The following is a 13,312-nucleotide window of genomic DNA, read 5'->3' as shown; positions in this document are numbered from 1 at the left end:
GCGTTCCTTGCGCGTGTCAGGCATGGGCATGCCAGCGGAGGTGGACGGATGGCAGAGCAGGGCAGGCTGAACGGCGCCGCAGAGTCGCGGAGCGCCTGGTTGAACGGTGACGGGACGGGAGGTGAAGGAGGAGGAGCAGGGCTCCCGATCCACAGGGGATGCGGAGGGCGGCCTGTCAGGCGGTCGAGTCGGCGTCTGGGATCCCGCGCGTGTCCCCCGGAGGGCGGGGGCCTGCGGGGCCGGTGCTGGCGCGGAGCGAAATCGGCGGGGCGAGCAGTTGGTGGCGAGGTGGCGCGTCAGGGTGGTCGAGCCGCTCGACGAGCAGTTCGACGGCCAGGTGCCCCATCTGCGACGCCGGCACGTCGGCCGCCGTCAGCTGCGGGGTCACCGTCTCGGCCCACCGGGCGGCCACGACACCGGTGACGGAGAAGTCGCGCGGCACATGGCGGCCCGCGTGGGCCAAGCCCCGGTAGAGACCTCCGAGCGCGGCCTCGTTCAACGTGACGAGGGCCGTGGTGTCGGGATCGTCGTACAGGATCCGCTCCAGGCAGGCCTGACCCGACGGTGCGTCGTCCTCACAGTTGTACGTGCGGACGGTGAGCCCACGCTCGGCGGCGGCCTTGGTGAAGCCGTCCAGCCCCCGGTGCGCGGACTCGTACCCGGCGCGCAGCAGCCGCTCGGGCCGGTTGACGAAGGCGACCCTGTCGTGGCCCAGGTCCGCGAGGTGGTGGACACAGGCCGCCGCTAGCGCCGTGTGGTCCAGGCCCACCCACCAGCCGCTCTCCGGCCGCGAGGTGCGGCCGATGCAGACGGCGGGAAAGCCCTCGGCAAGGAGGTGGTCGACCCGGTCGTCCTGAAGCCTGATCTCCATCAGGATCGCGCCGTCGACTCGCCGTTCCCCCAGCAGCCGCTGGAACGAGCGGTCGCTGTCCACGCCGCTCGGGGAGAGCAGTACGTCATAGTCATAGGCGGCCGCGGCTTCGACCACGCTGCCGATGAAATCGAGTTGCATGCCGGTGTAGTGAGCGCCGGCCGGCGGGAAGACCAGAGCGATGGTGCTGGTCCGGCCGTTGGCCAGAGCACGTGCGCTCGCGTTGGGCCGGTAGCCCAAAACGTCGATGACCCGCTGGATCTTCTCGCGGGTCTCGTCCGACACCGGACGCTTGCCGCTCAGCGCATACGACACGGTGCTCCGCGAGACACCGGCCCGCCTGGCAATCTCACCGATGTTCACGAGACTCCTTCATCGAACCGGTTCGCTACTTCCAAGAGGAGAAGGCGGCCGGTCAGCTGCAGAGGTGGGAGTGGCGCTCAAATCCGGCGTCGAACCGGTTCGCGTGAAGGAAAGGTAGGAGCCGACCGTGCGGGTGTCAATACCTCTCGCAAACCTCATGAAACACATCGCAAACCAGTACGCGCGAACCCGCGGCCACCGTCCACACTCGCCGCCCCCGCCAGCCAGAACGGCGTGTGTTGCCCACCAGACAGAACAGCGCGCGTTGCCCACCAGGCGCCAGGGGCATGCCCGCACCTGGAGATCGCATCGTGTCAGGAGTGAACTCACCGGCCGGTCCAGGGCAAAAGCCGTCCGGCTCCGCAAGCGCCGTCGCTTCCCAAGCTGAGAGCGCGAGTTCGGTTCTCGTTACGCGCTCGGTCGGTGACTGGGGCGGCCCAGGACGTCCGGCTCGGGGTCCTTCCGGGCCACCGCCGTCGACGCCAAGGGCGCGGCCGCACCCAGTCGCTGAACACCTCCTGCCGCGCCACGAGGTGATCTGAAAAAGTTCCCGGCTCGCGGCAACCCTTTGCGCAGCCTGTGACCACAGGGAAGCGGATCCGGCCAGTTCCGGTGCCCGGATCCGGTTTTCCACTGTTGAACAGCATGCAAGGAGAACACCTCCCCATGAACAACCCCACGAACGGCGGGCGCCGCGGGCGTCACCGCCGTCGCTGGACCGCCACGGGTCTGCTGCTCGGCGTGCCCGCCATCGTCGTGCCGTATCTCCTGTACGCGCAGGAGGACTCACAGGCCGCGACGGTCGACGGCGATGCCTACTACCGGCTGGTCTCCGTGCGCAGCGGCAAGGTGCTGGACGTCAACAGCTTCTCCACCGCCGACGGCACCCGCATCCAGCAGTGGACCGACCAGAACACCGCCAACCAGCAGTGGAAGCTGAAGTCCACCGGGGACGGCTACTACGAGCTGGTGAACCGCAACAGCGGCAAAGTGCTGGGCATAGCCGGCAATTCCAGCGCTCAGGGGGCCGCCGCCGAGCAGCAGACCGACAGTTCCTCCACCTCGCAGGAGTGGAGGATCGACGCGGTGAGCGGTTCCGACGCCGTCGCCTTCACCTCCCGCAGGAGCGGCCAGGTCCTGGACGTCTCCGGGGGCTCCGCGGCCCAGGGCGCGGCGGTCATCCAGTATCCGAGCCGGGGCAGCACCAACCAGCAGTGGAAGCTGGTGAGGGTGGCCGAGACCCAGGCGTCTGGGACCGGCGGCACACACGCCACCGCCAAGGCCGGACCGTATGCGTGGAGGAACGCCCAGGTGGTGGGCGGCGGTTACGTCACCGGTCTGGTGTTCAACCAGCGGGAGAAGGGCCTGCTGTACGCGCGTACCGACATGGGCGGCGCCTACCGCTGGGACACCGGGGCCGAGCAGTGGATCCCGCTGACCGACTGGGTCGGCGAGAAGGACTGGAACCTGCTGGGCATCGATGCGGTGGCCACCGACCCCGTCGATGCCAAGCGGCTCTACCTCATGGCGGGCACCTACACCAATGACTGGGCGGGCAACGGCGCGATCCTGCGCTCCACCGACCGGGGCCGCACCTTCCAGCGCACCGATCTGCCGTTCAAGGTGGGCGGCAACGAGGACGGCCGCGGCGCGGGCGAACGACTGGCGGTCGACCCCGCGGACAACCGCAACCTGCTGCTGGGCAGCCGCAAGAACGGCCTGTGGCGCAGCACCGACCACGGTGTGACATGGCGTCAGGTCTCCTCGTTCCCGGTCAAGGACGGGGCGAGCAGCGGGGCGGGCGTCTCCTTCGTGACGTACGGCCCGGCCGGCAGCAAGACGATCTACGTCGGCGTCGGCGACAAGTCCACCTCCCTGTACCGCTCCACCGACGGCGGCAGCAGCTGGCAGGACGTCTCCGGGCAGCCCACCGGCCAGATGCCGCAGCACGGGGTGCTCTCCGGTGACGGCTCGCTGTACCTGACGTACACCAACGCCCTCGGACCCAACGGCGTGACGGGGGGCTCGGTGTGGAAGTACACGCCGGCCGGCGCGACGTGGAAGGACGTCTCCCCGTCCAGGGGCAACTACGGGTTCTCCGGTCTGGCCGTCGACCCGCGCAAGCCCTCCACGGTGATGGTCACCACCCTCGGCCGCTGGTGGCCGGAGGACGAGATCTACCGGACCACCGACGGCGGCACGACCTGGAAGGCACTGGCCGACAAGTCGAAGCGCAGCGCCTCCGCCGCTCCTTACGTCGGCACCCACACCGGGCACTGGATGACCGCCCTGGCCATCGATCCCTTCGACTCCGGGCACGTGCTGTACGGCACCGGCAACGGCATCCTGCGCAGCAAGGACGCCAATGCCTCCGACAGCGGCGGTACCAGTCACTGGAGCATGGGCGCCCGAGGGCTGGAGGAGACCGCGCTGCTGGACGCGATCGCCCCGCCCGGCGGCGCCACCGTCATCACCGCCATGGGCGACCAGGGCGGCTTCCGGCACGAGTCCCTGACCAAGGTGCCCTCCGGGCGGCTGAAGAACCCGATGATGACCAACAGCACCGACATCGACTTCGCCCAGTCCAAGCCCGCGATGATGGTCCGCGTCGGCCGGGGCGGCGCACAGGACGGCGCCTACTCCACCGACGGCGGCAGCAGCTGGAACGGCTTCAAGGCAGAGCCGGTGGCCGGTGCCCAGGACGGCCGTATCGCGCTCGCGGCGGACGGCTCCACCATCGTCTGGACGCAGGCCGGTCAGGCCCCGTACCGCTCGACCGACCAGGGATCGAGCTGGTCGAGGGTCGGCGGCCTGGGCACCGGCGCCGTGGTCGTCGCCGACCGCTCCTCGGCCAGGACCTTCTACTCACTGGCCGGCGGCACGCTCTACGCCAGCACCGACGGTGGCGCGACCTTCACCGCCCGCGCCACCGACCTGCCCTCCGGCCGGCTCACGGCCGTCCCGGGCATCGCCGGAGACCTGTGGATCTCCGGCGGTGGAAAGGGGCTGCTGCACTCCACCGACGGCGGCCGGACCTTCACCACGCTCAAGACAGTGCAGTCCGCCTCCGCCCTCGGCTTCGGCAAGGCCGCGCCGGGCGCCGGGTATCAGGCCCTGTACCTGATCGGCACCGTCAAGGACGTCACCGGAGTCTTCCGCTCCACCGACAAGGGCGCCACCTGGCTCCGCGTCAACGACGACGCCCACCAGTGGGGAGCCATCGGCGGCACCGGCGTCATCACCGGCGACCCCGACACCTACGGCCGCGTCTACGTCGGCACCAACGGACGCGGCCTCCAGTACGGCGACCCGTCCTGACCCCGATGCCCGTGCGGGGCCGCAGGCACAACGGCCCGCGGCCCCGCCATGGCTGAGGACCCTCGCGGAGGCGTGGGCCGCGTCACTTCACCGGCAGGGCGTTCAACACGGACCGCTCCCACTCACCACCGCGTGCACGAGGGCATGCACGCAAGCCGGATTGTCTCCTGTGGTCGAGCATCGCTGCTCCTCCTGGTGGCGGGCGCAGTGCCACGTGGTGGATGGACACTCGTATCAGGCAGCCCAGCGCGGAAACCGTCGTCGGAGCTCCGCGTTGCTCTTCTTGAAGGCGCCGTTTCCGTCCCACCAGTACTGGTGGGACGGACGGATGGCGACTGGCGCAGAGCAAACCGTCGGTCCGAGCGGACCTCGTAGTAGCCGTTTCCGCTGGATGACGTTGGCTCCGGCGGACGTCGACGCACCTGAGACATCGATCGCCTTGGCACTCTTCTTATTGGGAATCTTGTAGTTGGCGTTCGTGGCGGGGAACAATTCGCACCGCTGGCGGCCGGCAACCTGACCAAGGTGGGGAGCACCCGCCCTCAACGGGTGCTGCGCACGGCGGGCGGCGCGACGGTGACGGTCCGCCTCGAACTGGCCGGCCTCGCCGACGGCCGGCCAGCACGCGGGGCTGTGCCACTCGGCGCCTACCTACCCCGCACCGGACCACGCAGTCCGAGGCGGACGTCCTGCACACTGGTCCCCGACAACGGGAGCGCTCGATCGGCGAAGCCGTGGGGCTCGGCCGTATCCTGCAAGAGCGTGAGCACTACCAGTACCGGACCGTCACCCACGAAGAGATCGACCGAGCGTGTCTTCGGGGACCTGAACTTCAGGCCCACCCGGTCGTCGCGGGCGCGCATCGCGCGGGTCTCCGTGGAGACGGCCTCGCCGACCCACCGTACGAGATCGGTGTTCCAGGTCGCACCGAGGCCGACCGCCTGGGCGAAAACGGTGGCCTGGCCCATCCAGGCGACGCGATGCAGGGCCTCCTGGGCCGGTGTGGCGTGCGAGGCCGCGATACCCAGGCGCTCGACGGCGGGCGTGAACGGATGCAGGCATCCCATCTTTTCGTCCGAGGGTGCCGCGCCAGAAGGCCGTCGATGCGCTTCGCGAACGTCAGTTGTGATCGCGGAACGGCGGTGGTGTGTGCGCCCGTGTGTGCAGACACGTGGGATTCCCTTGGGGTGGAGTTCAGAGTGCTTTCGAAGCGCTTCGACGCACGCCAGGGCGCCAGGGCACCAGGAGGGTGTCAAGAGATCAACACCGTTCATCAAGCAGAGAACATGGAGAACCTCCTCTGGCGCCTCGGAGGAATCTTTGAAGCGACCCTTGTGCGCCCATGGGCGTTCACTTAACCTCACAGCAACATCGAAGCGCTTCGACTGAGTCCTGTGTCGATAGTGATGGGATGTCTGCTTTCAGCTCAGCTGGTTCACGTCACGCACCGCAGCCGACGGCCCACCGCCGGGTGTCCGGGTGCGCCATGAAGGGTTGACGCAATGACGCCGAACGTCGCCTCCATGCCCTCAGGACCGAGCCGGAGAAGCTTCCTCGCATCCACGGCGGTCGCCGCAGCGGGGGCCGGCGGGATGCCGCTGCTCGCCGCCTGCGGCGGGTCGGACCGGGTGCCGCGCAAGATGAACAAGGCCGGCGAGGCGGGCAAGGTGCCCTGGCGGATCCGGCTGCACCGCGACCGCACGCTCATCCTGGTGACCCTACCCGTCACCGTCCTGCTCCTGATCTTCAACTGGAGCACCGAGGCCCCGAGGGGCCTCCAGCAGGCGGTCCATACCGGCGAACTCTCCGCGCTGGGGTTGCAGATGGCTGTCATGGTTCTCGCGCTGATTCCCGTCGCGGTTGCTTCTCCGTTTGTCCAGCGGCATTTCAAGAAGGGCATGCTCACCGGGGCGATCAAGGGTTGACGCCCTCGCCCCCCCCACGCGGCGGAGCCGCACAGCGATATCGCCCCGCGCCCCTGAGGGCGTCACCTTCCCCTTTGTCCTGCACAAGAAAGAGGTATGTCATGCGCACGTTCCATCTCAGCAGAAGAGCTGTGCTCGCCGGGACCGCTGCCACCGCCGCGGTCGCCACCCTGCCGGTCCTCCAGGGACGTGCGCAGGCCGCCGGTAACGGCGCCGAGACTGCCGCCCCCGCCTACCGCTGGCGCAACGCCGTCCAGGGCGGCACCGGATTCGTCACCGGCATCCTCTTCCACCCGTCCTGTCGCGGCCTCGCCTACGCCCGCACGGACATCGGCGGCGCCTACCGCTGGGACGACCGTACCGGCCGCTGGACCCCGCTGACCGATCACCTCGGCTGGGACGACTGGAACCTCCTCGGCGTCGAGGCCATGGCCGTCGACCCGGCCCACCCGAACCGGCTGTACCTCGCCCTCGGCGCGTACACGCAGTCGTGGGCCGGCAACGGGGCCGTGCTGCGCTCCGAGGACCGCGGCGCCACCTGGAAGCGCACCGACCTGACCGTGAAGCTGGGCGGCAACGAGGACGGGCGGGGTGCGGGGGAGCGGCTGCTCGTCGATCCGCGTGACAGTGACACGCTGTGGCTGGGTACCCGGCATGACGGGCTGCTCAAGTCGACCGACCGGGGCGCCAGTTGGCAGGCCGTGAGCTTCCCGGCGGCCCCCAGCGCCACCGGCCAGGGCGTCACGCTCCTCGTCGCCGGGGGTCGTGCCGTCTACGCCGGCTGGGGCGACTCCGACGGCACCGCCGACCGGCCCAACCTGTACCGCACCTGCGACGGCACGACCTGGCAGGCCGTCCCCGGGCAGCCCACCGGCACTGCGGCCAAGGTGCCGATCCGCGCCGCCTACGACCGCCACACGCGCGAGCTGTACGTGACGTACGCCAACGCCCCCGGACCCAACGGCCAGTCCGACGGCAGCGTCCACAAACTGCGTACCGCCAACGGCAAGTGGACCGAGGTCACCCCGGTGAAGCCGGGCGGAACCGCGACGGACGGGTCGACCGACACCTTCGGCTACGGCGGCATCGCCGTCGACGCCCGCCGCCCCGGCACGCTCGTCGTCTCCACGAACAACCGGTGGGCCGAGATCGACACCGTCTTCCGCTCCACGAACGGCGGGCGCACCTGGACGTCCCTGAAGGACAGGGCCGTCTTCGACGTCTCCGAAACCCCCTACCTCAAGTGGGGCGGGGACAAGGTCAAGTTCGGCTGGTGGATCCAGGCCCTCGCCCTCGACCCGTACGACTCCCAGCACGTCGTCTACGGCACCGGCGCGACCCTCTACGGCACCCGCGACCTCAAGCGCTGGGCCCCGCAGATCCGCGGCCTGGAGGAGGCGTCCATCCGCCAGCTGGTCTCGCCTCCGACCGGTGAGGCGCACCTGCTCAGCGGGTCCGGGGACATCGGTGTGATGTACCACGAGCGGCTCACGGCGTCGCCCTCGCGCGGCATGGCGTCGAACCCGGTGTTCGGCACCTCCACCGGCCTGTCGCTGGCCGCGGCCAAGCCGTCGTACGTGGTCCGGGCGGGCTGGAGCAACGACGCCAACGGCGCCTACTCGCTCGACGGCGGCAAGACCTGGGCCCCCTTCGGGGCGCAGCCCGCCATCGCCAAGGACGCGCCGGGGCCGATCGCCACCAACGCCGACGGCAGCGTGCTGCTGTGGTCCTTCGGCACGGCGAACCCCGGATACCGCTCGGCCGACAACGGCGCCACCTGGTCCGAGGTCGCCTCCTTCCCGAAGGGTGCCGCCCCGATCGCGGACCCCGTCGATCCGACCCGCTTCTACGCCTTCGACACCACGACCGGCACGGTGTTCGCCAGCACCGACAGCGGCCGGACCTTCATCGCGCGGGCCACCGGCCTGAGCACGGGCGACAGCGAGTTCCAGCTGACGGCTGCTCCGGGCCGCACCGGCGACCTGTGGCTCAGCCTCAAGGCGAACGGGCTGTACCGCTCGACCGACGCAGGTGCGACCTTCGCCAAGGTCAGCAGCTGCCACGCCGCACATACCCTGGGCTTCGGCAAGGCCGCCAGGGGCGCTTCCTACCCGTCGATCTACATGGTCGGCGCCGTCGAGAGCTTCAACGCCATCCACCGCTCCGACGATGAGGCCAAGACCTGGACGCGGATCAACGACGACCAGCACCAGTGGGGCTGGACCGGAGCCGCCATCACCGGTGACCCGCGCGTGTACGGCCGGGTCTACGTCTCCACCAACGGACGCGGAGTGCAGTACGGGGAGCCCGCCTGATACCCGACCTGGGCGAAGCTCGAACCTCACCCAGGCGCACGGGAGTTCGGCTGGCTGGGCAGGCCCACGGAGCTGATGCAGGCAGGCGGCATCGGCGTGGTCCTCGGCACCCCACCTCGATCGCCCCGCCCTGGATGGGCCGGCTGCACGTGTTCGGAGAGCCGGAAGCCGAGAGGGGCGTCGTCACGCATCACACCCTGGTACGGACGGGCGGCGATCAGCCCCGCTGATTGAGCAATCACTCGCAGAACAGAGGAAACTGCATGAGAAAATCTTGGATTCTACCCCTGATCACGCTTGTCGCCACCGCGCTCGGGGGGACAGCGGCAGGTGTGGCCCCTGCCTCCGCCGCCTCCGACACGCCTTTGCGGGTCATGCCGTTGGGCGACTCGATCACCTGGGGCGTGGGAAGCAGTACGGGCAACGGTTACCGGGGTCCGCTGTGGAACCAGCTTGCGGCGGACGGCCATCCGCTGGACTTCGTCGGCACGGTGCGGGGCGGGTCGATGTCCGACCCCGACAACGAAGGCCACTCCGGATACCGGATCGACCAGATCGCCGCACTCGCCGACGCCTCACTGACCCGCTACCGGCCCAACGTCGTGACGCTGCACATCGGCACCAACGACCTCCAAGGGGCCTCCGAGGTCGACAGCGCCATCGCCCGGCTGAGGTCGCTGGTCAACCAGATCACCGCCGACGTCCCCGATGCGACCGTCCTCGTCGCCTCCCTGGTCGTGTCCACCAGCAGCTCGGAGGAGCAGTGGCGGGGCACGTACAACCAGGCCATCCGCCAAATCGTCAGCGACGCACAGGCCACGGGCAAACACGTCGCATTCGTCGACATGAGCAGCCTGACCACGGCCGACCTGGCCGACCCCCTGCATCCCAACGACTCGGGCTACCAGAAGATGGCCGACGCCTTCCACCGTGGCGTCCAGTCGGCGGACAGCGCCGGGTGGCTGAAGAACCCCGCCCCCGCGCCCTCCCGTGTGCAGTCCGGCATCGCCGGCAAGTGCATGGACGTCAACGGCGCCAACACCACCGACGGGACCGCCGTTCAGACGTGGAGCTGCGGCGACAGTGCCAACCAGTACTGGTCCGCCTACACCGACGGCACCCTGCGCTCCCTGGGCAAGTGCCTCGACGCCGCCGGCGGGGCCACCGCCAACGGCACCAAGGTGCAGACCTGGGCCTGCCACGGCGGCGCCAACCAGGTCTGGCAGCCCTACAACGGCGGCTACCGCAACCCCGCCTCCGGCCGCTGCCTCGATGTTCCGGGCTCCTCCACGACCGACGGCACGCAGCTCGTGCTGTGGGACTGCAACGGCGGCTCCAACCAAAGGTGGACCGCTCTGACCGCCGGATGAACCCCGCGCCCGAGGATCTGGGCCTGTCCTGGCTCAGATCCCGGGAGGACACCGGTGCCGGGTCCCGCTGGGGACGGCAACGGCTGCGGTCGGCTCATACATGGCAGGACAGCGAGGACAAGCAACGTACGACTGTGCGCAGAGTCGATCTCGGCGCGCTTGGACCATCGTGTTACTGAGGGCGCGGGCGAGCGGGTCGTCAGGGTGTGTCCGGTGCGACGAAGTTCGTAGAAGCGGAAGCCGTCCGGGAGGGCGAAGGAGATGCGCCGATAGGGCACCCTCGCGCAGAGGAAGACCAGTCCGCCGCGCTCCTCCTCGGCGAACCAGGCGCATATCGGCACTGGCCGTCACGGTCGTGGGAGCAGGCGCACGCCTCGGGAAAGTGAGGTCGAGCACCTGTGTGCAGCGCCGGTCGGCAGGGGCCCGGCCCGCATGGTGCGGCGTCGGCGAGGGGGTGGAGGCGCTACTGGGAGAACGAGAAGTACAGGGTTCGACCGTAGTCGCCCGTCGCCGTGGTGGGGCCGCCGCTGGGGCCGAGCGCGGACGGTGCGTCGAACTTGGTGCCGACGGCCGGGATGGCGTCGAGGAACGACAGGTCTCCCTTCGGGAAGGCGGCGCGGTATGGCGAGGGTCGGGCCGAACCGGGGGGTGAAGAGGCGAAGGTAGAGGTTCTCGTCCTCGGAGACCATGGTGATGCGTCCGGCGGTGGTGTGCAGGGACGCCCAGCGGACGCCCGCGTGGTAGCCCTTGAACTCCGGGTACACCCAGCCGTCGGCACCGGTCGCGGTGTCGTTGTGCTGCTTCGTCCAGACGTCCGTCGCGACGCCGCACAGCCGGTTCTTCCACACCCTGTGGGGCCAGTGGCCGAGCCATGTCACGCCGGTCACTCGCGATTCGGGATGGTCGAAGCCGACGCCGAACAGGTGGTGCTCGCCGGTGAGGTCGTAGCGGTAGTCCAACTGCAGCCAGCCGCTGGGGTGCAGACGCCACCGGACGTGGCGCAGGACGCCGGAGTACTCGGCCTGCACCGTGTAGCCGTTGCCGTCGGCCCGTGCGTCAGGCGGGATGGGTCGGTAGGTGAACCGCTCTTGTTCGGCGAGTTGTACGGGGGACCAGATGTCCTTGATCGTGTAGAAGCCGGCCTCCTTCTCGCGGAAGGGGCCGAGGATGCCGTCGGGTGCGGCGTTGCCCGCCACATCGATGGTGCCGTCGAGGTCGTCGCGCACGATGCCCTCGTCGACCAGTGACCACAGGAAGCCGCCGGCGGAGAGCCGTTCATGGCCCATCAGCTTCCAGTAGTCGTCGAGCCCCGCGCCGGCGCCGCCGTCGTATAGGCCGTGGAGGAACTCGGTGGGCATGAAGACGTCGCCCTGTTCCTGGAGGATACGGCGCGTGCTGTCGTGCGTCTCGTAGTGGTCAGTGTTGATCCCGCCGAAGTTCGCCCAGGGGTGGAGAACGGTGCGCCGCTGGGGGTCGTGGCGGGCGTAGTCGTTGTCGAGGGCGGTCCGGCGGGTAGTGGGACATCCGGACCGCGTTCATGTTCATCGTCGTTGTCGAGGGCGGTCCGGCGGGTAGTGGGACATCCGGACCGCGTTCATGTTCATCTCCTGCATCAGGAGGATGTCCTTGTGGCTGATGCGCGCGCTGGTCGCCCGGCCGGACGTGGGCCAGATGGTGTGCCGGTTGGCGCCTTTGAGGAGGATCTTGACGCCGTTGACGTACACGCCGTCGCCGGGGCGCACTTCGACGGTGCGGAAGCCGAATCTCTCCTCGACGCGGTGGACGGTGCGGTCGCCGACGCGGAGCGCGACCTCGTGCACCCCGCAGCGGGGCGTCCACGTTCTCGTACGGTGATCGCCTGCTGTCGACAGTACGTCGGCACGGCGCGCGACGGTGCGGCTGCTGCGCCCGGCAGGCTGGTTCCACCCGCTCGGGGGGGCACTCCGGCCTGTCGGCGGGCGGGTGGGCGAGGCTCGGCGGATGGTGTCGGCGGTTCTCGTCCGGTGGGATCGGTCCGTGGGCCCGCTCGAGTCTGCGGGCCACAGTCGATGTCCGTACCGTTCGAGGATCACCCAGCCATGCCCCGCTTGTACCTGCGTCAGCCTGTCCGTGCTCTGCGCCGCTGTGCGGCGCGGCCCCATGTGCTGTTCGGGGGCGTGTACGGCGCGGTCCTGGCCAGCTCCATGGTGGCCGCCCTGACGGAGCAGGGTGAGACGGCGCCCGCCGAGCGGTTCATCAGTGCCCAGTGGCTCCTGGTCACGGCCGTCGCATCGGCCTTGGCGCACGGTTACGCACATCTGATCGCCCTGCGCGGCGACCGGACCCATCACGGTGTGCGCGCCGCGGTGCGGCTGTTGCTGTCCGAGTGGCCGTTGGTGGTGGCGACGGCGCCGACACTGCTCCTGCTGCTCGGAGCGGCCTGGGGGTGGTGGCCCTCGGCGGGCATCGAGTACGTGGCCTTCGCCGTGAACGTGGTGCTGCTGTTCGCCTGGGGCCTGCTCGCGGCCCGCGCTGCCGGTCGCACGTGGGGCTCCGCCTTGAAGATCGGCACAGTGGACGCGTTGCTCGGGCTTGCGGTCGTGGTGGCCAACGCCGTCATCAAGTAGGGCAGTTGACTGTCCGGGCCTGCCGGCCGGCCGACGCGGCGCTGTTCCGCCGGTCGGCGGGGTGGTCCCGGCCGGTCGGCGGGGGTGTTACCGAAGCCTGCCGGATGGTCCGTCTCCTGACGGCACCGAAGGATTCTGCGCATGACACAGATCAAGCCGCCGCAGGAGACATCGGCTCCGCAGGAGAACTCGCCTCCAGGGCCGAGAACCTCGTCCGATTCCGCCGGGCAGGTCTCGGGCGGTCCCTCGATGGGACGCCTGGTCGGGTTGGATCTGGCCCGCGCGCTGGCGGTGTTCGGCATGTACATCGTGCACATCGCCCCGATGGAGTCAGCCGGGGACAGCGTCGGCAGCTGGGTGTACTTTCTGGCCGAGGGGCGCTCGTCGGCCCTGTTCGCCACCCTCGCCGGGTTCTCGCTGATGCTGATCGCCGGCCGCCGAGAGCCGAAGACCGGCCTGGCGGGCCGGCAGGCGAAGGCCCGCATCGCGATCCGCGCCGTGATCCTGCTGGCCCTGGGCACCGTGCTGGCGATGGAGTACGGGG

At 69.8% G+C, this 13,312-nt stretch carries 9 protein-coding genes and 2 pseudogenes; 7 read left to right on the top strand and 4 right to left on the bottom strand.

Features of this window, described 5'->3' with window-relative positions:
* Nucleotides 1-175 precede the first annotated feature (175 nt).
* The gene (locus tag G3I77_RS30505) at nt 176-1,234 is read right to left on the bottom strand and encodes a LacI family DNA-binding transcriptional regulator (protein WP_248508649.1); all 1,059 of its coding nucleotides are present in this window, start codon (nt 1,232-1,234) and stop codon (nt 176-178) included.
* A 666-nt stretch (nt 1,235-1,900) separates the two neighbouring features.
* Here G3I77_RS30505 and G3I77_RS30500 point away from each other — a divergent pair.
* A complete protein-coding gene (locus G3I77_RS30500) occupies nt 1,901-4,552 on the top strand; it encodes an RICIN domain-containing protein (RefSeq protein ID WP_248508647.1) in 2,652 nt (883 codons plus the stop codon).
* Nucleotides 4,553-5,370: 818 nt separating this feature from the next.
* Here the strand turns inward: G3I77_RS30500 and G3I77_RS30495 are convergent.
* A pseudogene (locus tag G3I77_RS30495) lies at nt 5,371-5,719 on the bottom strand (sugar hydrolase); the annotation flags it as partial.
* Between the two features lie 590 nt (nt 5,720-6,309).
* On the opposite strand from G3I77_RS30495, the pseudogene G3I77_RS30490 reads away from it, so the two are divergent.
* The 4 genes and pseudogenes from G3I77_RS30490 to G3I77_RS30475 all read left to right on the top strand — a co-directional run.
* Nucleotides 6,310-6,477: pseudogene (locus G3I77_RS30490) on the top strand (carbohydrate ABC transporter permease); the annotation flags it as partial.
* Nucleotides 6,478-6,578: 101 nt separating this feature from the next.
* Complete coding sequence (locus G3I77_RS30485; protein WP_248508645.1) at nt 6,579-8,792, top strand: sialidase family protein; 2,214 nt, start codon at nt 6,579-6,581, stop codon at nt 8,790-8,792.
* Nucleotides 8,793-8,846: 54 nt separating this feature from the next.
* Complete coding sequence (locus G3I77_RS41305; RefSeq protein ID WP_374387485.1) at nt 8,847-9,026, top strand: hypothetical protein; 180 nt, start codon at nt 8,847-8,849, stop codon at nt 9,024-9,026.
* Between the two features lie 29 nt (nt 9,027-9,055).
* Nucleotides 9,056-10,162 carry a ricin-type beta-trefoil lectin domain protein gene (locus G3I77_RS30475; RefSeq protein WP_282574160.1) on the top strand — a complete coding sequence of 369 codons (1,107 nt, stop codon included), beginning with the start codon at nt 9,056-9,058 and terminating at the stop codon, nt 10,160-10,162.
* A gap of 347 nt (nt 10,163-10,509) precedes the next feature.
* Here the strand turns inward: G3I77_RS30475 and G3I77_RS30470 are convergent, their stop codons facing one another.
* Both G3I77_RS30470 and G3I77_RS40950 read right to left on the bottom strand, forming a co-directional pair.
* Nucleotides 10,510-11,520 carry a hypothetical protein gene (locus G3I77_RS30470; RefSeq protein ID WP_248508641.1) on the bottom strand — a complete coding sequence of 337 codons (1,011 nt, stop codon included), beginning with the start codon at nt 11,518-11,520 and terminating at the stop codon, nt 10,510-10,512.
* Nucleotides 11,521-11,703: 183 nt separating this feature from the next.
* The gene (locus G3I77_RS40950) at nt 11,704-11,982 is read right to left on the bottom strand and encodes a glycoside hydrolase family 2 TIM barrel-domain containing protein (RefSeq protein ID WP_248508640.1); all 279 of its coding nucleotides are present in this window, start codon (nt 11,980-11,982) and stop codon (nt 11,704-11,706) included.
* A 258-nt stretch (nt 11,983-12,240) separates the two neighbouring features.
* Between G3I77_RS40950 and G3I77_RS30460 the strand changes: the two genes are divergently transcribed.
* A complete protein-coding gene (locus G3I77_RS30460) occupies nt 12,241-12,768 on the top strand; it encodes a hypothetical protein (RefSeq protein WP_248508639.1) in 528 nt (175 codons plus the stop codon).
* Between the two features lie 141 nt (nt 12,769-12,909).
* Nucleotides 12,910-13,312, top strand: a 403-nt coding sequence (locus G3I77_RS30455) for a heparan-alpha-glucosaminide N-acetyltransferase domain-containing protein (protein WP_248508638.1), incomplete at its 3' end; no start/stop codon positions are given.

It is taken from the genome of Streptomyces sp. D2-8 (genome assembly GCF_023184515.1).
Lineage (GTDB): Bacteria > Actinomycetota > Actinomycetes > Streptomycetales > Streptomycetaceae > Streptomyces.
Note: the sequence above shows the minus strand (reverse complement) of the source record. Positions and strands in the feature narration are given on the sequence as shown.